This is a genomic window from Streptomyces sp. NBC_00554, from assembly GCF_041431135.1.
Taxonomy (GTDB): Bacteria; Actinomycetota; Actinomycetes; order Streptomycetales; family Streptomycetaceae; genus Streptomyces.
In genome coordinates, this window is record NZ_CP107799.1 from 3,811,783 (window position 1) to 3,834,951 (window position 23,169).

Consider the following 23,169-nt stretch of genomic DNA (forward strand, 5'->3'; position numbering starts at 1 on the left):
GCCATATGCGTCCCCTTTCATTCTTCGACCGAGCCCCACCACCACACCCTCGGAGACGGGCGAGCCGATTACGCATCGCGCCCTCCCGGGACATCCAGTTCCGCCCAGACCCTCTTGCCGACGGTGAGCTTCTCCACGGACCACCGCGCGGCCAGTAATCCGACAATGAGCAGTCCACGTCCGAACTGTTCACCGTCCTCCGCAGCGCGGACTTCCGGAAGACGCTCACCCCTCGGGTCGGTCACGGCTACGCGCAGCACCTGGTCGGTGAGCGACGTCTCCACGCGGAACAGCCGGTCTCGCAGAGACCCGTGCAGCAGCGCGTTCGTGCACAACTCGCTTGCCAGTAGTGCCGCGTCACCGGCCGCACCGGGGTGGCCCCACTCGGTGGCCAGCCGGGCCACGCGTCTGCGGGCATGGGGGATGTTCTGGGGGTACGGGGTGTAGCTGACGGCGTCGTAGTGGTCGGGGGCGTGGCGACGGCGGCCGTGCCAATCGGGGTCGCAGGAGCCGGTCATGGGCGCGCACCTCCTTGTGCGGGGTCGGGTGCCTGGGGCAGCGGCCAGGTGGGTGGGGGGCGGTGGCTCAGCCGTACGGCCCTGGGGTGAGCAGCGCGGTGCACTTCCGCTAACTGGTGTCGCTGAGTAGGCGATTGAGTACCGAAGGTAGTGGCGAGCCGGAGATGTGCGCAAGCAGTCTCGGGGATATCTATCCCCAAACTTGCTTGCGATGCTGCTTCGGCGAGCTGCACACTGGCCGGGACACAGGAGGCACCCGGACGTGACCGCAGGCCAGTTCACACGCGGCAACCGCGTATCCACCGTGCTCGCACGCAAGTTGGGCGGTGCACTGCTGCGGCTCCGTGACGATGCCGGCCTCACGCAGCCGCAAGCCGCGGCCGCGCTCTCGGCGACCGCGGCCAAGGTCGCGAAGATGGAACGGGGGTGGGTGCCCTTCCGTGACCCGGACATCCGGATCCTGTGCGATCTGTACGGCGTGAGTGATCCGAGGGCCGTTGAGCGGTTGCTCAACCTGGCGAAGACAGACCGTGAGCGTCGTAAGGCCAAGGGGTGGTGGAATCAGTACCCCGAGCTGCGCTCCCTGGTGGAGTACGTGGCCCTGGAGGACATTGCGACCAGCGTCCGTACGTGGCAAGGCGCCTTCGTCCCCGGGCTGTTGCAGACGCCGGACTATGCCAGGGCCCTGGCGGTCGGCAACGCGGACTGGGACGACCCGGACGAGATCGAGCGCTTCGTCGAAGCGAAGGTCGCACGGCAGGCGCGCCTCGCGGACGGCAACCCGCTCAGCTTGTGGGCGGTTGTGGGTGAGGGAGCGCTGCGCCAACTGGTGGGTGGCCGCGAGGTCATGCGTGTACAACTGGCGCACCTGGTTGAGTCAGCCCGCCTGCCCCACGTGAAACTCCAGGTGGTCCCTTTCCTCGCGGGCTCCCACCCCGGCATGACCAGCGCGTTCAGCGTCGTCTCGTTCGCCGAACCCGGCGCGATGGACGTGGTCTACATGGACACGACCTCGTCTACCCTGTGGCTGGAGAGCGAGGCGGACGCCACACGTCACAACGTCACGTTCGAGCGGATCGTCCGGAACGGGCTCGCCCTTCGCGATTCCGTCGACCTGATCGAACGTATCCGCAAGGAGCTGTGAGCCGTGCCGCACTTCGAGTTCGTCAAGTCCAGCCGCAGCAGCGGTAATGGCGAGTGCGTCGAAGTCGCCCGCAACATCCCCGGCACCGTCGCCATCCGTGACTCCAAGGATGTGGACGGGCCCATACTCCGGGTCACTGCCTCGGCCTGGGTGGCTTTCTCAGTGCACGCCGGGCAGCGAATGGGCGGCGCACCTCACCGCCCGTAGTGCGCGCGCCGTACCGCGCGACCGCCGCCCGGCTCAACCATAGGCCGACAACTCATCAACAGGCGGGGGCACTTCGTGTCCCCTTGCGTCCGGGGCCTGCACTTGGCTCGCGGTCCACTGAGCCGTTGGCGACGCATGCGAGCCAGCCACTGGGCGAATACGGCACCGGAGGATCTACCTCCATGCCCAACTCCCTCGCTCCCAGTCGGAGCCTTAGGGGCCATCCCCGCGTGCGCGGGGAGCAGTGACTGGGGCGATTTCGAGCCCGCCATCCGACGGGACCATCCCCGCGTGCGCGGGGAGCAGGAGCCTTGTACGACTTCTAGGTCCCACACCCCGGGACCATCCCCGCGTGCGCGGGGAGCAGCTTGGATCGGGTGGTGGCCGATCCCGCGACCGCGGGACCATCCCCGCGTGCGCGGGGAGCAGGTGGGGATGGTGAGGGTGCCCGCGAACTGGTCGGGACCATCCCCGCGTGCGCGGGGAGCAGTCAAGGCCAGCAACATCCGTTCTGACCTGGGAGGGACCATCCCCGCGTGCGCGGGGAGCAGCGTAGACGACCCTGAGGCCGAAGGTGCGGACGAGGACCATCCCCGCGTGCGCGGGGAGCAGCGGTGCAGTCGGTGGTTCGACGGTTGACGGACGGGACCATCCCCGCGTGCGCGGGGAGCAGCTCACGGACAACGCGGGCGGCTACCTCGTGCCGGGACCATCCCCGCGTGCGCGGGGAGCAGCCGTTGCCGCATCGCTTGCCGATCAGGCCGGCGGGACCATCCCCGCGTGCGCGGGGAGCAGTGCATCGTTCGGGCCGTTCCCCGCTCCCGGCCGGGACCATCCCCGCGTGCGCGGGGAGCAGTGGGGGAATGCGGACGGCCGGAGAACCACCTGGGGACCATCCCCGCGTGCGCGGGGAGCAGCTCTCGGAGCACCTCCGCGTACCGGTCGAGGTGGGACCATCCCCGCGTGCGCGGGGAGCAGGCACGCCTCGCATCTCACCGAACGAGCCCAGAGGGACCATCCCCGCGTGCGCGGGGAGCAGGCTACCGCAAGCCCTGCCCCTGCCAGCCATGCGGGACCATCCCCGCGTGCGCGGGGAGCAGATCGCCTTCCTCGTCACCGCCCCCGACGACCAGGGACCATCCCCGCGTGCGCGGGGAGCAGCGGTCGACAGTTGGCCGACGAGCGCGTTCGTGGGGACCATCCCCGCGTGCGCGGGGAGCAGACGGTCGCGATTGCTTCGAGCAGTCCTTCGGAGGGACCATCCCCGCGTGCGCGGGGAGCAGTTCGTGGGTCGTGTCCGGTCGGGGTGACCGGGCGGGACCATCCCCGCGTGCGCGGGGAGCAGACTCCGTGACCTGGGGGTTTTGTTGAACCCGTGGTCAGGGTGAGGCACTTTCCAGTATTGCGACATTGCGGGTGAAGTAGGCCTAACGTCCTTGCGGAATCGCGACCTCGCTGGACGCAAGGTCCGGCCGGAAGCTGTGATCTCCAGTGTGGTGTGCGCCCGTTCGGCGAGCAACCGTCATAGCAGCGCCCCGTTTGACCTGACAGGAAAACCCGGGAATCCACACACACCTCGGCCGCGTGGCCTTGACTGCCGATGTGACCGATCTGGAGGGGGCTCCGGCGCAGGAGTTGGGCGCACGGTTGAGTGGGGCGGTTCGGACTGTGTGGGCGAAGCATGATGCCCTCAGCGATGGTTGGTTGCCGTTGTGGCGGCACATGGCCGACAGCGCCGCGGTGGCCGGGATGCTCTGGGATCGATGGGTGCCTGGGAGTGTGCGGCGGTTGGTCGCCGACGTGTTGCCCGGAGGCGTCGACGATGCGCGTCGGCTGGTTGTCTGGATCGCCGGGGTACACGACATCGGGAAGGCGACACCGGCGTTCGCCTGTCAGGTCGACGGGCTCGCGGATCGGATGCGGGCGGCCGGGCTCGCGATGGCGTATCGCCGGGAGATGGGGATGGACCGGCGGATGGCGCCTCATGGGCTCGCCGGCCAGTTGCTGCTGCAGGAGTGGTTGGAAGAGGAGCAGGGGTGGTCGGGGCGGAGCACTGGTCAGTTCGCTGTCGTCGTCGGGGGTCATCACGGGGCTCCGCCGGACGACGCGCAGATCTACGATCTTGAGTGCCATCCCGAGTTGCTGCGTACTCCCGGGCCCAGCGAGGACTTGTGGAAGCGTGTCCAGCACCAGCTCCTGGACTCCTGCGCCGATGAGTTTCGCGTGCGCGACCGGCTCGGCGAATGGGCCCGCGTCAAACTGCCCCAGCACGTCCAGGTGTTGCTGTCCTCCCTCGTCATCGTTGCCGACTGGGTCGCCAGCAATCGCGACCTCTTCCCCTACTTCCCAGAGGCAGCCGCCCATACGGATGGCGAGCGCGTAGCCGCAGCTTGGCGGGGGTTGGATCTGCCTGCGCCCTGGCGGCCCGAGATGCCGCAGGCGTCGGTGGATCAACTGTTCGCCGAGCGGTTCGAACTGCCCACCGGCGCCAAGCCCCGCCCTGTGCAGGAAGCCGCCGTCCGGATCGCCCGCGGGACAGCCGCACCCGGCCTGATGCTCATCGAAGCCCCCATGGGCGAGGGCAAGACCGAGGCCGCGCTGGCCGTCGCCGAGGTATTCGCGGCGCGTTCCGGTGCGGGAGGAGTCTTCTTCGCCCTGCCCACGATGGCGACTGGCAACGCGATGTTCTCTCGCGTGCGACGGTGGCTGGACCGGCTACCGGTCGAGGCAGGGGGTTCGATGGGCCCGATGGACCGGCGGCTGTCGGTCAACCTCGTTCACTCCAAAGCCGCGTTGAACAAGGACTTCGACGGGCTGATGCGTGCTTCCAGGCAGGGCATCGCCGCGATCGACACCGAAGGGCGGGAGGAGTCACCCCGCTCGGGGGCACAGCTGCGATCCGCTCCCGCCGAGCTCGTCGCACACGCGTGGCTTCGCGGGCGTAAGAAGGCCATGCTTGCGTCGTTCACGGTCGGGACCATCGACCAGCTGCTGTTCGCGGGGCTGAAGAGTCGTCATCTCGCACTGCGTCACCTCGCGTTGGCGGGCAAGGTGGTGGTCATCGACGAGGCGCACGCCTACGACACGTACATGAACTCGTATCTCGATCGTGTGCTGTCCTGGCTGGGCGCCTACCGGGTGCCGGTGATCGTCCTGTCGGCCACGCTGCCCGCCGCGCGGCGCAGGGCGCTGTCGGAGGCCTACGCGGGTGAGCCGGCCGGCGCGTATGCCGCGTTGGAGGAGGCCGACGGCTACCCCGTGGTGACCGCCGTTGCACCAGGGCAGCCACCCGTCGTGGAGTTTCCCGGTGGGTCGGGCCGCGCGAGCGCCGTCCAAGTTGAGTCGGTGGACGACGACTTGGTGGTACTGGCAGACCGGCTGGAAGCCGAGCTGACGGACGGGGGTTGTGCCCTCGTCGTACGCAACACCGTGAGCCGCGTGCTGGAGGCGGCGAAGGCGCTGCGCGAGAGGTTCGGCGAAGACGTGGTCACCGTGGCGCACGCCCGGTTCATCGACCTGGACCGGGCGGCGAAGGACGCGGACCTGCTCGATCGGTTCGGACCGTCGTCGTCAGTTCGGCCCGAACGGCACATCGTCGTGGCCAGCCAGGTCGCCGAGCAGTCCCTCGACGTGGACTTCGACCTGTTGGTCACGGACCTCGCACCCATCGACTTGGTTCTGCAGCGGATGGGACGCCTCCACCGGCACCGCCGGGAAAGTCGGCCCGGGCCACTGAGCACACCTTGGTGTCTGGTGACGGGGGTGGAGTGGAAGGCCTCACCCCCAGTACCGGTGCGCGGGTCGGAGGTGGTCTATGGGCGGCATGCGTTGCTGCGATCGCTGGCCGTTCTCCAACCGCATCTCGACGGTGCGGACATGCCCGTACGACTGCCGGAGGACATCAGTCCGCTCGTGCAGGAGGCGTACGGGGACACCGCCGTCGGGCCGCGCGAGTGGGCCAGTGCAATGGACGAGGCCCGGCGCGAGCACGAGCGGAAGCAGGCTGACAAGGAGCGGCGTGCCGATACCTTCCGGCTCGGTCCGGAGGCCAAGACGGGGCGCCCGCTGACGGGGTGGGTCGCCGCCGGGGCGGGGGATGCGGACGACACCCGGGCCGGGCGCGCGCAGGTGCGGGACAGCCAGGAGAGTCTGGAGGTCATCGTCGTACAGCGGCATGCGGACGGACGTCTGACCACCGTGGAGTGGATCGGTGACGGCCGTGGCGGGTTGCCGCTGCCCGAGGACGCGGTGCCGTCGGCACCGGCGGCGAAGGCCGCTGCCGCGTGCGGGCTGCGGCTGCCGCTCCAGCTCGCGCATCCGGGCGTCATCGGCCGGGTGATCGCGGAACTTGAGGAGTTCTGTGTCCCGGCGTGGCAGTCCAAGGAGAGCCATTGGCTGGCCGGAGAGCTCATTCTGCCTGTTCAGAGGGATTGTCAGACCCGGCTGGCAGGGTTCGCCCTCAGGTACAGCCTCGCAGACGGACTTGAGGTACTCAATGACGAGTAGTCAGAACTCTGCTGACACAAGGGAGTTACGCAGCCACCCTCCTTCCTTCGATCTCGTCGAGCGTCCGTGGGTGCGGGTGCAGTTGCTCGACGGCGGAGAAGCCGAGCTGTCGCTGAGGGAGGTCTTCACTCGGGCTCGGGAGATTCGGCGGCTCGCCGGAGACATCTCCACGCAGGACTTCGCACTGCTACGGCTGTTGCTCGCCATCCTGCACGACGCGCTCGACGGTCCCCAGGATGTGGACGACTGGGCCGAGCTGTGGGAAGCGGATGATCCGTTCGGGGCTGTGCCGGGGTATCTGGAGGAGCATCGGGGGCGGTTCGATCTGCTGGATCCGGTGGTGCCGTTCTTCCAGACGGGTGGACTGCGGACGCCGAAGGACGACGTCTTCTCACTCAACCGAATCGTCGCGGACGTCCCGAACGGATCGCCGTTCTTCACGATGCGCTCGCCCGGTGTCCGCCGGATCTCACTCGGGGAGGCAGCCCGATGGGTGGTGCACGCCCAGGCGTACGACACGTCAGGGATCAAGACAGGCGTAGTCGGGGACAGCAGGGCCAAGGCCGGGAAGGCTTACCCGCAGGGTGTTGCCTGGGCCGGAAACCTCGGCGGTGTCGTGGCGGAGGGCGAGACCCTCTGCACCACTCTGCTGATGAACCTCATGGCCACGGAAAGCAGACCGGCGAACGCAGGCAAGGACGACCGGCCGGTGTGGCGGCGTGCCCCGTCCGCACCGGGCACCGGCGCCGATCTTCCCTCGCGGCCCGACGGCATCCGTGACCTGTACACCTGGCAGTCCCGTCGGCTGCTGCTCAGCGCGGATGTCGACGGCGCGTACGGCGTCGTCCTCACGTACGGCGATCCGCTCGCACCACAGAACATGCAGCCCCATGAGCCCATGTCGGGATGGCGACGCAGCCAGGCCCAGGAAAAGAAGCTCGGACAGCCCTTGGTGTACATGCCTCGCGAGCACGATCCGGCGCGGGCGGCATGGCGGGGTTTGGCCGCGCTCATCGCTCCACGTGACCAGGGCGCGTCAGGGCGCAGCGATCCGCCGCCGGGACTGCGGCCGGGCATTGTCGACTGGCTGGCTCGGCTGATCGTTGAACGAGCCCTGCCGAAGGGGACGTTGATCCGCGTGCGGACATACGGGGCGGTCTACGGCACCCAGCAGTCCGTCATCGACGAGATCACCGAGGACAGCGTCACCATGGACGTGGTCCTCCTCAATGATCGTGACCGCCGCCTCGGCCAGACCGCAGTCGACGCCGTCGCCGTCGCAGAATCCGCGGTCGGCGTCCTCGGACACCTCGCCGCCGACCTGGCGGGGGCGGCAGGAAGCGCCCCGGATCCGCGAAAGAACGCCGCCCTCGACCGGGGATTCGGTGCGCTCGATCACCCGTACCGTGTCTGGCTGACCGGTATCCGCGATAGCGACGATCCTCGGGAACTGCGTGCGGTGTGGCAGCGGACGGTCCGCCGGGAGATCGGTGCGATCGGTGGCGAGCTGGTCTCGGCGGCCGGTGAGGCCGCCTGGGTGGGGCGGGTCATCGAGCACGCCAAGGGGCAATCGTGGCTTGATGCGGCCTCGGCAGATCTGCGCTTCAGATCCGCTCTGAAGAAGCACCTTCCGCTCGCCTACGAGCGCTCCGCCACGTACGAGGGCGATTCCGCCGCTGCCGAGGCCGCCCCCGAGACGGTTCCCGCAGCCGCTCCCGACCCCCAGAAGGTGCCCTCATGACGATCGCAGCACCAGCACGCGCGCCGCTCGGCACCGTGGGAACGCTCGTCGGCGACCAGATCGGCCGACTGCAGCGGGGATATCTCAACGACCGGTCCGAATCCGTCGCCGCCCTTGCCCGGCTCCGCCGCGGGGCAGGGGAGGACCCGCTGGCGGTACCCGACCTGTGGGGTCTGATCGAACTGGATGGGTTGCACGAGGACGCGGACCTCTCCAGCGAGAACTCCCTCATCCAAGCTCAGAACGCGGTCTGCACCGCCATGACGCTGTGGGCGCTGCACCAGCAGTCCCGGAGGACCGGCATGCACCGCACCGGAGGGCTCGAACTGGGTTCGGCTGTCCGCAGGCTGATGCCGGTGGGCGCCATCGACGAGCCGGTCCGCAAACGCTTCGTCCGGGTCGGCTCCGCACCCTCCCTGAAGGTGCTCTCCGTCCGGATGCGAGACCTGGTGACGCTTCTGCGCCGAGACGAGATCGGCCTCGACTACGCCCTCCTCGCTGACCAGTTGCACCTCTGGCAGCGGCCCGGAGGCCGCGACGGCGTACGGCGTTCCTGGGGGCGCTCTTTCCATGCCGCCGTGGCACCGATGCGGAAGGACTCGACTCCGGCTGAAAGCCCGACCGCCGATCCCGACGGCGACGACGTCAGCGACCGCACCAGCGCCCACGACGACTCCGACACAAAGGACGTTCAGTGATCAGCCGCATCATTCTTGAAGTGCACGTCCTGCAGAACGTCCCGCCGAGCAACTTGAACCGAGACGACACTGGTACGCCGAAGTCCGCCGTCTACGGTGGCGTCACGCGCGCCCGGGTCTCCAGCCAGGCGTGGAAGCGAGCCACCCGGCGGTACTTCACCAAGCTGCTCGACGCCGGCGAACTGGGCGTACGTACCAAGCGAGTGGCGGAAGTACTCGCCGAGCGCATCACCGCGCGCGCTCCGGCCGTCGTGGGTCCCGCGGCCTGGGAGATCGCGGCAGAGGTGCTGCAGGCCGCCACCGGTTCGAAGGTCGAGCCGCCCAAGCGGAAGGCGGACTCCGCGAAGAAGAAGGGGGCGGAGGAGCCCGCTCCCGAGTCCTCGTACCTGATGTTCCTCAGCTCCCGTCAGCTCGACGGACTTGCCGAACTCGCCGTCCAGGGCGCCGCGGACATCAAGGGCTTCCTGAAGGACAAGGACAACAAGGCCCGGGCCAAGCGCATCGCCGACACCCGCCATTCCGTCGACATCGCACTGTTCGGACGTATGGTCGCCGACTCCCCCGACATCAACGTCGATGCTGCGACCCAGGTCGCGCACGCGCTGAGTGTGCACCAAGTGTCCAACGAGTCCGACTACTTCACCGCCGTCGACGACCGGAACTCCGGCGCCGAACCGGGCGCCGGAATGATCGGCACAGTCGACTTCAACTCGGCCACGCTGTACCGGTACGCGGCAGTCGACGTCGACCTGCTGGAGAGGAACCTGGGCAAGGGACTCGATGCGGAAGAGTCGCCCACCACTCCGGTCCGCAGGGCCGTCGAAGCCTTCGTGGAGGGGTTCGTCGCCTCGTTGCCCACCGGGAAGATCAATACATTCGGCAACCACACGCTGCCGGACGCCGTCGTCGTCACGCTGCGCTCTTCGCGCCCGGTCAGCTTCGTCTCGGCCTTCGAAAAGCCGGTTGTGGCGGACGAGTTCGGCGGACACATGGAGACTGCCTGTGCCCGGCTGGCCGACTACATCCCGGAAATCGAGCGTGCCTACGGCGACGAGTCCACCGACACCTGGCTTCTGCGGATCGGACCGGCCACGCAGAAGGTCTCCGGCCTCGGCACCGAAGTACCCAGTCTGAAGCGGCTTGTCGACGTTGCGGGCGCGGCCGTCGCCGACCGCCTGGAGCGGCGCGGATGAGCGTTCTGGCCTTACAGCTCGCCGGCCCTTTGCAGTCGTGGGGGTCAACTGCCCGTTTCGCCAGGCGTACGACGGAGAACGCGCCCACGAAGAGCGGTGTCATCGGTTTGCTGGCTGCAGCTCAAGGGCTTGAGCGCGACGCAGACCTCTCCGATCTCGCAGCACTCCGCTTCGGCGTCCGGGTCGATCAACAGGGCACGCGGACAAGGGACTTCCAGACGGCTCACCACGCCGAGACGGACGACGCAATGCCCATATCCGAGCGCTACTACCTGTCGGACGCTGTCTTCGTCGCCGCGGTGCAGGGTGAGGGCGGGCTCATCGCCGAGTTGTACGACGCAGTGCGGGCGCCGCGGTTTCTGCCGTACCTCGGCAGACGCTCGTGTCCGCCGTCCCGACCGGTGGAGCTTGGCGTGCACGCGGACGCCGACCTGGAGGACGTACTGAGGGACGAGCCTTGGCGGGCCGCAGCATGGCATCAGCGACGGCGCCGGCAGGAAGCGACCGTGGAGCTTCAGGTCATCACGGAGCCCGGTCGTAGCGGGGACGGCGGCGGTTCACCCGGAGACACGCTGCGCGACCAACCGCTCAGCTTCGACCCCCGGCACCGGCGCTACGCCCTACGCACCCTGCGCAGGGCGACGGTACGGGTCGCCAACCCTCACGGCCGCCCCGTACATACGCATACGGCAGATCAGCGTCACGGTGCCCCGGCCCACGATCCGACCAGCGTCCTGGAAGGCGCCTGATGTTCCTGACCCGCTTCCGAGTCAACACCGCTCGACCCGACGGCCGACGACTCCTCGCCTCGCCGCAGCGGATGCACGCTGCGGTCATGTCGTCATTTCCGGAGCTTCTGCCCAGCAGCCCGAGCGACCGGGGGAACAAGGACGGTCCTCGCGTCCTGTGGCGCCTGGACCGCAACTCGCCGGCCGAAGTCCTCCTGTACGTGGTGAGTCCCGACCGGCCCGATCTGACACACCTCGTCGAGCAGGCGGGCTGGCCCGCAGCGGCGGCCTCAGGGTCTCTGGGCTGGAAGACGTACGACTACGGATCCTTCCTCGGTCGCCTCGACAAGGGTGGCATCTGGAACTTCCGCCTCACCGCCAACCCTGTCCACAGTGTGCGCAATCGGGATGACGCACCGACGAAGTTGACTGCGCACCTCAATGCCCGTCACCAGCTGGGCTGGTTGCTGCAGCGTCAGGAGGCGGCGGGGTTCCGGCTGGTGCAGAAGTCGGAGGAGCGGCGCCATACCGAGCGCGGGGACGAGTATCAGGTCGTCGTTCGTGATCAGCGTGATCTGAACTTCGGCAAGCGGGAGGCGAGCGGAGGCGGCGGTCGTACGGGCCGGGTGACACTCAAACTCGTGACGTACGACGGCCGCCTGGAGGTCACGGATCCCGAAGCTCTGCGTCGTGTGCTCACCCAGGGCCTCGGAAGGGCGAAGGCGTACGGCGGTGGCCTCATGACCCTGGCGCCGGCGGGCTGAGGCAGTGGGAACCACCGGCCAACGGGCGGCAAGCGGTCCACGGGAACTGGCTCGCGTCGGCGATCGCTCGTCCTTCGTCTATCTGGAACGCTGCACCGTCCATCGTGACGCCAACGCGATCACTGCGGAGGACGCGGAGGGGGTGACCCACATACCCTCCGCGACCATCGGGACACTGCTCCTCGGTCCTGGCACGCGCATCACCCACCAGGCGATGAGCGTGCTCGGCGAGACCGGGGCGGGGGTGGTGTGGGTCGGCGAGCACGGGGTCCGGTTCTACGCCGGAGGGCGTGCCCTCACCCGCTCCTCGGCACTGGCCGAGGCGCAGGCCTTGTGCTGGGCCAACCGCCGCAGCCGACTGGATGTGGCCAGAGCGATGTATCGCCTGCGGTTTCCCGATGAGGATCCTGCTGGGCTCACGCGCCAGGAACTTCTAGGCCGGGAAGGCCGCCGGGTCAAGGACTGCTATCGCATGCAGGCCGAGCGTACGGGCGTCCCTTGGAAGGGGCGACGGTACAAACCCGGTGACTTCACCTCAGGAGACGCGGTCAACCAAGCTGTCACTGCGGCGGCCCAGGCCATGTACGGCGTGGCGCACGCCGTCGTCGCTGCGCTCGGCCTCTCCACGGCGCTCGGCTTCGTCCACTCGGGCCACGAGCTGTCGTTCGTCCTGGACGTGGCCGATCTCTACAAGACTGAGCTTGGCATCCCGGTCGCTTTCGATGCCGCCGCCGAGTCCGACGAGGACGTGGGGGCTCGTACGCGCCGTACTCTCCGGGATCGCATTCATGAGGTGGGGCTCCTCGACCGGGTCGTCGATGACCTGAAAGCCTTGCTACTCCCCACCGGGGGTGGCGTGGCCGGAAACGCGGATGCCGCCGCGATCGACGGCGAAGTGGATGTCGTCACGCTCCAGTCCGACCAGGACGCTCGGGTCGCCGCGGGCGTCAACTATGGCTTCTCCTCTGAGGAGACGACCTGGTGACAGTCATCGTCCTGACCAACTGCCCAGTGGGACTGCGCGGTTTCCTGACCCGCTGGCTACTGGAGATCTCGCCCGGCGTGTTCATCGGCAACCCCTCGACGAGGGTGCGCAATGCCCTGTGGGAGGAGGTCCGCCAATACGCCGACCAAGGCCGCGCCTTACTGGCCCACACAACCAACAACGAGCAGGGCTTCACCTTCCGCACCCACGACCACGCCTGGCATCCCCGCGACCACGAGGGCCTCACCCTCATCCATCGCCCCAAGGCGCCTGCCACCGCGACTCCGCAGACCGCCCCGAAAAGGGGCTGGAGCAAAGCCTCACAACGGCGCCGGTACGGCAAAGGTTAGGGGCGTTAGACGCAACATGCCCGTTATGAGAACTTCTCCGAAAGTCCTGCTTTTCTCGGCTACCGCCTAAGAAACTTGCAGGTCACGGAGACTGCTCCCCGCACACGCGGGGATGGTCCCCGGTCGCCAACGCCAACCCGGTCATCCTCGCGCTGCTCCCCGCACACGCGGGGATGGTCCCAACTGGGCCAGCGGACTCCCCAGCACCATCAACTGCTCCCCGCACACGCGGGGATGGTCCCTCCCCATGCAGGTAGAGACGTCGGAGAAAAAACTGCTCCCCGCACACGCGGGGATGGTCCCGCGGCCGTCATCGCCCTTTTCCGATCCAACCTCTGCTCCCCGCACACGCGGGGATGGTCCCGCTCGCCAAACGCCCCGTTGGGAGCACGTTTGCTGCTCCCCGCACACGCGGGGATGGTCCCCACGAACACCACTGGCAGATCCGCCCCACAGACTGCTCCCCGCACACGCGGGGATGGTCCCTTGGCGATCTGCAGCCCGGAGTGGTGGCCGAGCTGCTCCCCGCACACGCGGGGATGGTCCCATCGGGTAGTCGCCGGAGCAGTAGGTTTCGAACTGCTCCCCGCACACGCGGGGATGGTCCCCCGTCGAAGAGGTCGCCCTGCAGGGAGGCGTCCTGCTCCCCGCACACGCGGGGATGGTCCGAACCAACCTGTGGTGGCCGTTCGTCGGCGGCGCTGCTCCCCGCACACGCGGGGATGGTCCCAAGACGCTGGTCTACGCCGAGAACGACAAGCACTGCTCCCCGCACACGCGGGGATGGTCCCAGGGTGGCCGGTTCCGTGGTGGCGATCAGTCCCTGCTCCCCGCACACGCGGGGATGGTCCCAAGAAGCGGGACTACGGAGACGCCGCCGAGCGCTGCTCCCCGCACACGCGGGGATGGTCCCTCCAAGGATGAGCCCCAATGGCACATCCACAACTGCTCCCCGCACACGCGGGGATGGTCCCCTGGTCGAAGCCCTTGACCGCCGCGTCTCCATCTACTCCCCGCACACGCGGGGATGGTCCCTGTGGGCGGCCCATTCCGCGCCGGCATTGTGGCTGCTCCCCGCACACGCGGGGATGGTCCGATCGTCATCACGCGCGGGCGGGCCGATGAGGGCTGCTCCACGCACACGCGGGGATGGTCCCTCCTCGCACTCGCCGACTTCAACGACGCGCGCCTGCTCCCCGCACACGCGGGGATGGTCCCACGTCGTCGGAGGTTCCGGTGCCGGGGCCGTGCTGCTCCCCGCACACGCGGGGATGGTCCCCGCGCGGCCATTTTCTCGTACTCGACGTCGGTCTGCTCCCCGCGCACGCGGGGATGGTCCCTGGCCGATGGCGTCGGCGACTTGGTCAGCGTCCGGCTCCCCGCACACGCGGGGGTGATCCTGCCGTCATCTGCGACGGAATGAGTTCGACCAGCTGCTCTCCGCACACGCGGAGATGGTCCCTGGATCCAGCAGCGGCGGCCGAACGCCTGGCGCTGCTCCCCGCATACGCGGGAATGGTCCCACCGGCGGGTACAGCCGTATGGACGGCGCGTTCTGCTCCCCGCGCACGCGGGGATGGTCCCTGCGTGCTCACTGGAGGTCTTTGCCACAGCACCGGCCCCGCGCACACATCGCAGAGAAGCACTGCCGTAGACCGTCGGAGTGGGCGTCGGGCGGATCACCCCTCGTGGGTGGCCGTCCGGCGGTCCAGGAGCAGCAGGGCCGTTACGGCGGCCAGCACGGTGAGGGCGAGCAAGGCAGGGACGACCGCGACGGCCGGGCCCGCGCACAGGAGGGCGAGTCCGCCGGCGACGAGGACCGGGGACGCTCGCCCGGTGGTCCGGAGCAGGATTGCCGCGGCGGCCAGGACAAAGATGCCGACGCCTCCGGTGAGTGCCCAGGCCACGACTCCGTGGAGTGGTTCCGACAGGTCGTAGTGGTCGGTGTCGGCGACCTGTTGGAGGGCTTTCTTCATGCCGAGGGCGGTGAGGACGACGCCGGCCACGAGGGGCAGGTGGAGGAAGGTGTAGACGTCGCGGGCGAAACGGGTGCGGTCGTCGCCCTCCAGGGCCGCGAGGCGGTGCTCGGCGGGCTCGCTGAGGCGGCGGAAGTACAGGCGCCACAGGCCGGCGACGACCAGCAGGCCCGCGGGGGCCGCGAGGAGCACCGGGGCGTTGAGCGGCAGTCCGGACACCCCGACGCCGATGGCGACGATCGACTCGCCCAGGGCGATGATGACGATCAGTCCGTGGCGTTCGGAGAAGTGTCCCGGCGAGGCCACCCGCCAGCCCGAGGATCCGGTGACGTAGATGCCTAGGTAGTCGATCAGCACCGCGCCCAGCCAGATCAGGATCTGGGTGATCCCGGTGAAGGCGCTGCCCACCAGGAGCAGTACGAACGGGGGTGCCACCGAGAGCAGGGCGGTCCGGCGGAGGGTGGCGTGCAGGGCCTGGTCCTCGCGGTCGGAGAGCCAGTACGTGACGAGGTGCAGGATGCGGACCGCGCCGTAGCAGAGGACGAACACGAGGGGTGTGTCCAGGCCGCCCGGTGCGTCGGTGTAGACCTCGGGCACGGTGAGGGAGACGACCAGGACGACCGCCATCACGGCGATGAGCACTCCGAACATCGGCCCGGAGTCGGCCCGTACGACATTGCCCAGCCACGCGAAGCAGCACCAGCACCACCACAGCAGCGCGAGCACCACGCCCGCGCCGAGCAGCCGCTGTGCCGTCGGATCGGCCGCCATCAGTGCGGTGACCTGGGTGATCGCATACACGAACACCAGGTCGAAGAACAGCTCCGCCGGTGTCACCCGGTGGCCGCCCTCGGTTGCCGCCATCCGCGACCGTTCGCTCCGTGTCACCACGGTTCCCCCTCCCCCGCCGTGTACCCCGCGCGAACAATACCCAGGGCTCGGGTCAGGGCAGGGTCAGACGGCCGTACTCGCCGACAGGCGGGTCACGTCCCTCGCCGTCCCCGTAACCCCCGACAGGAACCCCTGTGCCCGCGGTGAGGCGTTCTCCGTGAGCCAGGTCGGGTCGATGTCGCAGACGGCGACGCGCACCTCGGTGCCGGCCAGGGCCAGCGGCAGGGTGTGGACGACGGTCGACGGGAAGCTGAGGATCGTGCGGCCGATGGGGCCGCGGCGGGCGATCAGTTCGAGGGGGAGGTCCGGGCGGACTATTTCCAGGCCCGTTTCGACGGCCAGGCGGTGGAGTTTCTCCGTGCTCTCGCGGCGGTGCGCGAAGTAGCGGGTCGCGCCGTGGGTCTTGGCGAGGGTGCGGACCGCCTCCAGGTAGTGGTCCGGGTCGACCACACCGGTCTCGACCAGGGAGGTGCCAACCAGGTCCGCGCCCTTGGTGATGCGGGGCGGGCCGAAGCGGGCGCGGGTCCAGGAGAAGTCGTTCGAGGTGAGGCGGACGCCTTCCGGGGCCGAGTCGATCGGCATCGAGGAGAAGACCTCCACCGAGCGTCTCTCGGAGGGGGTGAGACGGCGGCGGGCCGAGGACGAGACCGGCGCGAAGAGCAGGTCGCGCGGGCCGGGGCGGCCACCGCGCCGGTGCCAGCGCACCAGGCGTTCACCGCGGGCCAGTTGGGCGACGAACTCCATCGTCGCCGTGCCGTCGTCCACGACGACCAGTTCGCGGGCCTTCGTGATCGTCAGCAGCAGTTGTACGTAGCGGGAGAACGGGTCTCCCATGACGATGCGTCGGGCCTTGCGCAACAGCGGGGCGAGGCCGCCGATCGTGTGGAAGGGCGCCATGGTGCCGCCGCGCGCCTCCTCCCAGCGCACCTCGTAGCCCTCGTCGCGGGCCAGGTCCGCCATGCGGCGCAACTGGCCGCGGGTCATCGGGTCGTTGGGAGAGAGGACGACGAGCGTGAGCCCCGCGCCGGGCGGCCCGGCGGCCCCCCCGGCCGGCGCCCCTACGGGCGCCGGAAAACTGTCCCGCTCGGGCCGGAGGGCATGGGCGTACGCCCACTCCAGCACGTTCAGGAGCTGTACCGGACTCTCGACGAAGGCGAGAGTGTGGGGGCCGGAGGAACCGGCGCGGGGGCTCATCGACGTACGACCGTCCCGTCGTAAGGGGTTCAGACCGAGACCGGCTCGCCGGCGGCGTCGGCGATCTCCGCCTCCGCGACGACGCCCGTGACGCGGCGCAGCTTCTTCATGGGGCCGAGCTCGGACTCGTAGACCTTCTTGATGCCATCACCGAGAGACGCCTCAATGGTACGGATGTCACGGACGAGGCGCACGAGGCCCTGGGGTTCGACAGAGGCGGCCTGGTCGGAGCCCCACATCGCGCGGTCGAGGGTGATGTGGCGCTCGACGAAGGTGGCGCCGAGGGCGACCGCCGCGAGGGTGGTCTGCAGGCCCGTCTCGTGGCCGGAGTAGCCGATCGGGACGTTCGGGTACTCCGCCTGGAGGGTGTTGATGACGCGGAGGTTGAGCTCCTCCGCCTTCGCCGGGTAGGTCGAAGTGGCGTGGCAGAGCAGGATGTTGTCCGAGCCGAGGACCTCGACCGCGTGGCGGATCTGCTTCGGGGTGGACATGCCGGTGGAGAGGATGACCGTGCGGCCGGTGGCGCGGAGCGAGCGAAGGAGCTCGTCGTCGGTCAGCGACGCGGACGCGACCTTGTGGGCGGGGACGTCGAACTTCTCCAGGAAGGCGACGGCCTCGGTGTCCCACGGGGAGGCGAACCAGTCGATTTCCCGCGACTTGGCGTACTCGTCGATCTGGCGGTAGTCGTCCTCGCCGAACTCCACGCGGTGGCGGTAGTCGATGTAGGTCATGCGGCCCCAGGGGGTGTCGCGCTCGATGTCCCACTGGTCGCGCGGGGTGCAGATCTCCGGGGTGCGCTTCTGGAACTTGACGGCGTCGCAGCCGGCCTCGGCGGCGGCGTCGATCAGCTTGAACGCGTTCTCCAGCTCGCCGTTGTGGTTGATGCCGATCTCGCCGACGACGTAGACGGGGTGGCCGGGGCCGGCGGTCTTCGAACCGAAGCTGCGCAGACGGGAGTTGCTCATGGGGGTGTGGTTCCTTACTTTTCGAGGGAGTCGAGAGAAGGGCCGAGGATCCAGCTGGCGATCTCTCGGATCGCGCCGTCGCCACCGGGCACGGTGGTGACCGCGCGTGCGGCGCCGCGCACGACGTCGTGGGCGCTCGCGACCGCCACGGGCCAGCCCACCAGGGCGAAGCACGGGAGGTCGTTGACGTCGTTGCCGACGTAGAGCACGCGCTCGGGCGCGATGCCCTGTTCCTCGCACCACTGCTTCAGTGCGAGATCTTTCCGGTCGATGCCGTGGAGGACCGGGAGTTGGAGCTTCCGGGCCCGGGCGGCGACGACCGGGTTCTGCTCCGAGGACAGGATCAGCATCTTCAGGCCGCTCTTGCGGAGGGCCGCGATACCGAGGCCGTCTCCGCGGTGCACGGAGACGAACTCCCGTCCGTCGGAGTCGATCAGCACCCTGTCGTCGGTCTGGGTGCCGTCGAAGTCGAGGACGACCGCGTCGATGTCGGCGGCGGTCGGGAGCGTGCCGGGACGGTTGGCGTCGAACAGCGGCGCCAACGCCCGTGCACGGGCGAGGTCGTGCGGGTCGTCGATCTCGAGGACCCGCGCGGGGTCGGTGCGGACGAGCTCCGTACGGCCGAAGAAGCGGTGCTGGTGCTCGCGGAAGCCGGTGGCGTCCATGGCGTACGCGGCGCCGGTCTCCAGGAGGTCCTGGGGGCGGTCCTGGCGGCGCGGGCGGAAGGACTTGTCGTGGTTGACGCCGTAACCGCCGCTCGTGACCTTGGCGTTGGCGACCGCCACCGCCGATCCGCCCACGGACGCGGTGGCGCCGGTGTCGACGGCCGTGGCCTCGTCGTCGGCGTCGCGCCAGATGAAGCCGTGGAAGGCGGCGACGGTCACGGCGGTGTCCGCGCCGTTCTCCACGACGGCGGCCGAGACCCCGTCGATGTCCTCGCGGACGATGAACGGGCTGGTGGCCTGCACGAGCAGGACCACGTCGACCGGCGAGCCGTGCAGGGCCTCGTGGGCGTCCATGGCGTGCAGGACGGCGGCCTCGGAGGTCGCGGTGTCGCCGGCGATGGCGGCGGGGCGCAGGACCACCTCGGCGCCGGCGTGACGGGCGGCGGCGGCGATCGCCTGGTCGTCGGTGGAGACGACGACGTCCGTCACGAGGCGCGCCGCGAGGCACTCGCGCACGGCGCGGGCCACCAGCGGCACACCGCCCACGGGGAGGAGGTTCTTCGCGGGGACGCCCTTGGAGCCGCCGCGCGCGGGGATCACCGCGAGCACACGGCGCACCGGGGCCGCCTGACCCGCTTGGCCGGCTTCCGAGTTGGACATTCGCTGTTCTCCTTGACGAGGAAGGCGAGAGAGGCGTGGGAGGCCCGAAGAGCCCGGGACGCTTGGGTTGGAGTCGCTCACAGTTCGCCCATCCTCCGGATCACAGGTGCCACGCGCTGGACACCGTGGCGGTAGGCGCCACGGGCCGCACGGCGCACTATCTGCCGAACTGGGCTGGGCTCCTTGTCCGCCGCGGGCGCGCCGGGCAGCGGGGTGCCGTCCGGGCCGAGGTGGTGGCGGGCGAGGATGCCGGGCAGGTAGCCGGGCGCGGTGACGGGCGTGTAGTACGGGGCGAGCGGCGGGAGTTCGGCCGATTCGAGGAGCTCGGTGATCCTGAACCGTGCCACGTCGAAGGCCGTCTCGTACGACCCGTCGGCGGCGACGCCCTGCCGGGAGACCCAGGCCGCGTCGGGCACCGGCTGGTGTCCGTCGTCGAGCTGGTCCCAGGAGGCCAGGCATCCGGAGCCCACGAAGTGGTGGTTGCCGAGCGCCTCGCGCACCCCGAGGTCGCTGAGGACGACGGTGGGGATACGGCGGTGCAGGGATTCAAGGGCGGCCGTGGAGCTGATGGTGACCAGCAGGTCGGTGTTGTCGAGGACCTCGCCCATGTGCCCGTACACGAGGCGGAAGTTGGCCGGCGGGTCCAGTTTCTGGACCAGCTTCTGGTAGGGCAACTCCTCGATGTGCGTGGTGTGTTCGCCCGGCTTGGAGCGGAGCTTGAGCAGCACCTCGCGGTCCGGGTGCAGGCGTGCGTGCTGGATCAGGCGGTTCAGCAGGTACGTGCGGTCCTTGCGGTTCTCCGGTACGGAGGGCTGGGCCGCGAAGACGACGGTGTACGGGTCGTTGCCCTTCTTGTAGGGCTCGCCCCCGAGGAAGGGCAGTGCCACCTCGGTGACCGCCGAGGCGTCGGCGCCCACCCCCTCGTACACGGCCCGGAAACGGTCCGCGTCCTGACGGGAGTTGGCGAGGACGAGGTCCGCGCCGTGCCGCAGCAGGAGGCCGTCCGCGAGCTTTTCGTATACGACTCCGACATAGCCGGTGACGACCAGGGGCCGCTCGGCGCGGCCGTCCCAGATCCGTCGCAGGCCGTGCAGCATCGCCTGGACGGCGCCGCCGACCAGGGCGAGGATCACGACGTCGTACGACTCCCGCTCCATGGTGCGCAGGAATTCGACGGCCGTCACCTCACGGATGGAGTCCGCGCGGACACCGACTTCCGCCAGCTGGCGGGCCGTGGGCGTGGCCCGGCCGCGCAGCAGGAATCCGCTCAGCGCAGGGCCGACTTGCGCGTCGCCGCGCGATCCGGCTTCCATGGACGGGCCCGGGGCAATGCGGTCCGCGGTCAGCGCACCCCATTTCCATCGGGTGTCCGAGTCCGCGAGTACTGCGATCCGCAGAGATTTCGTTGTACTAGTTGCACTTGGTGGCACACCCAAGACGCTAGGAACCATTTCTTAGATATAACCCAACCTCAACTCAACAAAAAGTTAACAGCACACTTCCCCAAGCCCAACTGGCCCGTCGAAGACCAGGAAGAGTACGGAATGCACCGTTCCGACACATCGAGTTCACCCCCCGTACCCGTCCCGGAAAGTTCCGGATCCGGGCAGCCTCATAGGCTTCCTGGCGTGCCAAAGCTCTCCGTGATCGTGCCGTTCTACAACGTCCAGCAGTACGCACCGGACACTCTCAGAAGCCTCCGCCTGAACGCCCGGCAGGACTTCGAGTTCGTGCTGGTGGACGACCATTCGAAGGATGAAACTCCGGCAATCCTGGAACGAGCGGCCGAAGAACTTTCGGATGTCGCTCAGGTGCGCTACGTCCGCCACAAGGAGAACGGGGGGCTCGCCACCGCGCGCAACACCGGCCTCGACGCGGCGCGGGGCGAGTACCTGACCTTCCTGGACGGCGACGACTGGCTCGCGCCCGGCTACCTGGGTGAACTCGTGTCGGCCATTGAGGGGTTGGGCTGCGACTTCATCCGCACCGACCACGTACAGGCCACCAACCGCGGCCGTACGGTGCACCGGGCCCCGCACGGGCGGCGCGACGAGGTGATGAACCCGCGCGAGGCGATCCTGCCCGTCGACCGGACGACCTCGGTGGACTACGCGTACGCCTGGGCCGGCGCCTACCACCGCAGGCTGCTCGACCGGGGGCTGCTGCACTTCACCGACGGGCTGCGCACGGCCGAGGACCGGCCGTGGATCTGGAAGCTGCACCGCGAGGCGGAGTCGTTCGCCGTGGTGAGCCTGCTGGGGGTCTTCTACCGGCGTGGGGTCGCTTCCTCACTCACTCAAATCGGTGATGTCCGTCAGCTCGACTTCATCCGTGCCTTCGATCAGGTCGTCGAGGAGACCGCGGCCGACCCGGACGCCGACCGGCTGCTGCCCAAGGCGGTGCGGACGTACTGCGCGATCATCGCCCACCACCTCTCGGAGATCGACAAGTTCGAACCGGCCGTCGCCAAGCAGCTGCGGTCGATGAGCGCGGCGGCCATAAAGCGGATGCCGCAGGACGCGCTCGGTGACGTACTGGACACCATGGACCTGAGCCGTTCCTCGAAACTGCGGCGGCTGCGGCGCCGGATCACCACTGCGAAGGCGGCCGCCTGATGTCCCGTACCACCCAGATCTTCTGCGCCTCGACGCTGTACGGCGCCGCGACCCTGGCCGCCGCGATCGAGTCCGACCAGTTCACCGCGGCCGACCGCCGCCTGCTGCTGGTGTTCAACAACTCCACGACTCCGGAGACCACCCCCGCCGTCGACGAGATGCCCGGGTTCGCGTCGCTGAGCGACCACTTCGACGGGGTGCTGTCCTGGAACGAGGCCATCCGGCCGTTCCACCCCGGGGCGTGGACGCCGCGCACCGACGACATCCCGCTGTTCGAGCGCTATCTGCGGCTGCTGTGGGATCTCGGCGACGACCGGGTGGAGCTGGTCCTGGAGTCCATCCAGGTCACCCCCGCCTTCACGGTGGCGCAGCTGTTCACCGGGGCTCCCATCGACGTCTACGCCGACGGGCTGATGAGCTACGGGCCCACCCGCAACAAGCTCGACCCGCTGGTCGGCACGCGGGTGCGGCGGCTGCTGCACCTGGACCTGGTGCCCGGACTGACACCGCTGCTGCTGACCGAGTTCGACGTGCCCGCGGAGATCGTGCCGGCGGACGCGTTCCTGAAGGTGCTGAGCGGGCTCGGCGGCGCCGTGCCGGAGCTGCCCGCGCTGCCCGACAACGCGGCACTCCTGCTCGGCCAGTACCTGTCGGCCCTGAACATCCTCTCCGCGAAGGAAGAGGAAGACCTGCACGTGCGGATGATGCGCGGAGCCGTCGACCGCGGGCACCGCAGCATCGTCTTCAAGCCGCACCCGACCGCCCCGGCCAGCTACAGCCGCGCCCTGGAGACCGAGGCCGCCAAGCTCGGCGTCGAACTCACCGTCCTGAACACACCGGTGCTCGCCGAGGTGCTGTTCGAGAAGGCCCGGCCCGCTCTGGTCGTCGGCTGCTTCTCGACCGCGCTGTTCACGGCCTCCGTGTTCTACGACCTGCCGGTCGCCCGTATCGGTACCGAACCGATACTGGATCGCCTCACGCCCTACCAGAACAGCAACCGCGTGCCCGTCGCACTCGCCGACGCACTGCTGCCCGACCTGGAGGGCAAGAAGGACAACGACGCCCTCCCCACCGACGAGCTGAACGGTCTGGTCGTCGCGCTCGGGTTCACCATGCAGCCGCAGATCCACCCGCGGCTGCGCCCGGCCACGGAACGCTATCTGTCCCAGCATTTCGGCCCGCGCACCCAGCGCTACTTCAAGCGCCGCCGGCTCACCTCGCTCGGCCTTCCCGGCGGCATCCCGGAGCGGCTGGCCTTCGTGCCCCGCAACTCCACGGCACGCCGGGTGGTGCGGCAGGCGCGTGCACTGCGCAAGGCGGTACGGCGCTGAACGCGGGCGCCTGAGAGCGGTGCGGTGGGTGGGTGGAT

18 protein-coding genes and 2 CRISPR repeat arrays are annotated in these 23,169 nt (G+C 69.2%); of the genes, 12 read left to right on the forward strand and 6 right to left on the reverse strand.

The window, feature by feature from the left end; genetic code table 11:
- Nucleotides 1-68 precede the first annotated feature (68 nt).
- Entirely contained in the window at nt 69-518 is a 450-nt protein-coding gene (locus OG266_RS16415) for an ATP-binding protein (protein WP_371546449.1), read from the reverse strand.
- A 211-nt stretch (nt 519-729) separates the two neighbouring features.
- On the opposite strand from OG266_RS16415, the gene OG266_RS16420 reads away from it, so the two are divergent.
- The 10 genes from OG266_RS16420 to cas2e all read left to right on the forward strand — a co-directional run bounded on the left by OG266_RS16420 (nt 730) and on the right by cas2e (nt 12,834).
- Nucleotides 730-1,662 carry a helix-turn-helix domain-containing protein gene (locus tag OG266_RS16420; protein WP_371546451.1) on the forward strand — a complete coding sequence of 311 codons (933 nt, stop codon included), beginning with the start codon at nt 730-732 and terminating at the stop codon, nt 1,660-1,662.
- Nucleotides 1,663-1,665: 3 nt separating this feature from the next.
- Nucleotides 1,666-1,869, forward strand: coding sequence for a DUF397 domain-containing protein (locus OG266_RS16425; RefSeq protein ID WP_371546453.1), 204 nt, complete (start codon nt 1,666-1,668; stop codon nt 1,867-1,869).
- 216 nt (nt 1,870-2,085) lie between these two features.
- A CRISPR array of direct repeats spans nt 2,086-3,214; the repeat unit is 28 nt; unit sequence GGACCATCCCCGCGTGCGCGGGGAGCAG.
- A 377-nt stretch (nt 3,215-3,591) separates the two neighbouring features.
- Nucleotides 3,592-6,375 (forward strand): CRISPR-associated helicase Cas3', encoded by a 2,784-nt coding sequence (gene cas3, locus OG266_RS16430; RefSeq protein WP_371546455.1) that lies wholly within the window; start codon nt 3,592-3,594, stop codon nt 6,373-6,375.
- A 70-nt stretch (nt 6,376-6,445) separates the two neighbouring features.
- Nucleotides 6,446-8,116, forward strand: coding sequence for a type I-E CRISPR-associated protein Cse1/CasA (gene casA / locus OG266_RS16435; protein WP_371546457.1), 1,671 nt, complete (start codon nt 6,446-6,448; stop codon nt 8,114-8,116).
- Entirely contained in the window at nt 8,113-8,814 is a 702-nt protein-coding gene (gene casB, locus OG266_RS16440; protein ID WP_371546459.1) for a type I-E CRISPR-associated protein Cse2/CasB, read from the forward strand. Before casA ends, casB begins: the two co-directional genes overlap by 4 nt.
- Nucleotides 8,814-10,007 carry a type I-E CRISPR-associated protein Cas7/Cse4/CasC gene (gene cas7e / locus OG266_RS16445; RefSeq protein WP_329550123.1) on the forward strand — a complete coding sequence of 398 codons (1,194 nt, stop codon included), beginning with the start codon at nt 8,814-8,816 and terminating at the stop codon, nt 10,005-10,007. The genes casB and cas7e overlap by 1 nt, the downstream gene beginning before the upstream one ends.
- Nucleotides 10,004-10,756, forward strand: coding sequence for a type I-E CRISPR-associated protein Cas5/CasD (gene cas5e / locus OG266_RS16450; RefSeq protein WP_371546461.1), 753 nt, complete (start codon nt 10,004-10,006; stop codon nt 10,754-10,756). The genes cas7e and cas5e overlap by 4 nt, the downstream gene beginning before the upstream one ends.
- Complete coding sequence (cas6e, locus tag OG266_RS16455; RefSeq protein WP_371546463.1) at nt 10,756-11,499, forward strand: type I-E CRISPR-associated protein Cas6/Cse3/CasE; 744 nt, start codon at nt 10,756-10,758, stop codon at nt 11,497-11,499. Before cas5e ends, cas6e begins: the two co-directional genes overlap by 1 nt.
- 4 nt (nt 11,500-11,503) lie before the next feature.
- Nucleotides 11,504-12,484: a type I-E CRISPR-associated endonuclease Cas1e gene (gene cas1e / locus OG266_RS16460; protein WP_371546465.1), complete on the forward strand. Its 981-nt coding sequence runs from the start codon at nt 11,504-11,506 to the stop codon at nt 12,482-12,484.
- Nucleotides 12,481-12,834: a type I-E CRISPR-associated endoribonuclease Cas2e gene (gene cas2e / locus OG266_RS16465; RefSeq protein ID WP_371546467.1), complete on the forward strand. Its 354-nt coding sequence runs from the start codon at nt 12,481-12,483 to the stop codon at nt 12,832-12,834. Before cas1e ends, cas2e begins: the two co-directional genes overlap by 4 nt.
- Before the next feature lie 91 nt (nt 12,835-12,925).
- A CRISPR array of direct repeats spans nt 12,926-14,418; the repeat unit is 29 nt; unit sequence CTGCTCCCCGCACACGCGGGGATGGTCCC.
- Between the two features lie 95 nt (nt 14,419-14,513).
- Here cas2e and OG266_RS16470 read toward each other — a convergent pair.
- From OG266_RS16470 to OG266_RS16490, 5 genes are all read right to left on the reverse strand, one after another.
- The gene (locus tag OG266_RS16470) at nt 14,514-15,701 is read right to left on the reverse strand and encodes a low temperature requirement protein A (protein ID WP_371546469.1); all 1,188 of its coding nucleotides are present in this window, start codon (nt 15,699-15,701) and stop codon (nt 14,514-14,516) included.
- A gap of 63 nt (nt 15,702-15,764) precedes the next feature.
- Nucleotides 15,765-16,895, reverse strand: a complete 1,131-nt coding sequence (locus OG266_RS16475; protein WP_371546471.1) for a hypothetical protein — start codon at nt 16,893-16,895, stop codon at nt 15,765-15,767.
- A gap of 29 nt (nt 16,896-16,924) precedes the next feature.
- A complete protein-coding gene (locus OG266_RS16480) occupies nt 16,925-17,860 on the reverse strand; it encodes an N-acetylneuraminate synthase family protein (RefSeq protein WP_266455464.1) in 936 nt (311 codons plus the stop codon).
- Between the two features lie 14 nt (nt 17,861-17,874).
- A complete protein-coding gene (locus tag OG266_RS16485; protein ID WP_266455465.1) occupies nt 17,875-19,185 on the reverse strand; it encodes an N-acylneuraminate cytidylyltransferase in 1,311 nt (436 codons plus the stop codon).
- A 77-nt stretch (nt 19,186-19,262) separates the two neighbouring features.
- On the reverse strand, nt 19,263-20,636 hold the full coding sequence (locus OG266_RS16490; RefSeq protein WP_266455467.1) for a DUF6716 putative glycosyltransferase: 1,374 nt from the start codon (nt 20,634-20,636) through the stop codon (nt 19,263-19,265).
- A gap of 177 nt (nt 20,637-20,813) precedes the next feature.
- Between OG266_RS16490 and OG266_RS16495 the strand changes: the two genes are divergently transcribed.
- On the forward strand, nt 20,814-21,800 hold the full coding sequence (locus OG266_RS16495) for a glycosyltransferase family 2 protein (protein ID WP_266455473.1): 987 nt from the start codon (nt 20,814-20,816) through the stop codon (nt 21,798-21,800).
- Nucleotides 21,800-23,131, forward strand: coding sequence for an alpha-2,8-polysialyltransferase family protein (locus OG266_RS16500; protein ID WP_266455475.1), 1,332 nt, complete (start codon nt 21,800-21,802; stop codon nt 23,129-23,131). Before OG266_RS16495 ends, OG266_RS16500 begins: the two co-directional genes overlap by 1 nt.
- Nucleotides 23,132-23,169: the final 38 nt, after the last annotated feature.

Bases quoted from the DNA above. Each gene is read 5' to 3' on its own strand.
- OG266_RS16415 (WP_371546449.1), bottom strand. From the start codon at position 518: ATGACCGGCTCCTGCGACCCCGATTGGCACGGCCGCCGTCGCCACGCC.
- OG266_RS16420 (WP_371546451.1), top strand. From the start codon at position 730: ATGCTGCTTCGGCGAGCTGCACACTGGCCGGGACACAGGAGGCACCCG.
- cas3 (WP_371546455.1), top strand. From the start codon at position 3,592: ATGGCCGACAGCGCCGCGGTGGCCGGGATGCTCTGGGATCGATGGGTG.
- casB (WP_371546459.1), top strand. From the start codon at position 8,113: ATGACGATCGCAGCACCAGCACGCGCGCCGCTCGGCACCGTGGGAACG.
- cas5e (WP_371546461.1), top strand. From the start codon at position 10,004: ATGAGCGTTCTGGCCTTACAGCTCGCCGGCCCTTTGCAGTCGTGGGGG.
- cas6e (WP_371546463.1), top strand. From the start codon at position 10,756: ATGTTCCTGACCCGCTTCCGAGTCAACACCGCTCGACCCGACGGCCGA.
- OG266_RS16475 (WP_371546471.1), bottom strand. From the start codon at position 16,895: ATGAGCCCCCGCGCCGGTTCCTCCGGCCCCCACACTCTCGCCTTCGTC.
- OG266_RS16480 (WP_266455464.1), bottom strand. From the start codon at position 17,860: ATGAGCAACTCCCGTCTGCGCAGCTTCGGTTCGAAGACCGCCGGCCCC.
- OG266_RS16485 (WP_266455465.1), bottom strand. From the start codon at position 19,185: ATGTCCAACTCGGAAGCCGGCCAAGCGGGTCAGGCGGCCCCGGTGCGC.
- OG266_RS16490 (WP_266455467.1), bottom strand. From the start codon at position 20,636: ATGGTTCCTAGCGTCTTGGGTGTGCCACCAAGTGCAACTAGTACAACG.
- OG266_RS16500 (WP_266455475.1), top strand. From the start codon at position 21,800: ATGTCCCGTACCACCCAGATCTTCTGCGCCTCGACGCTGTACGGCGCC.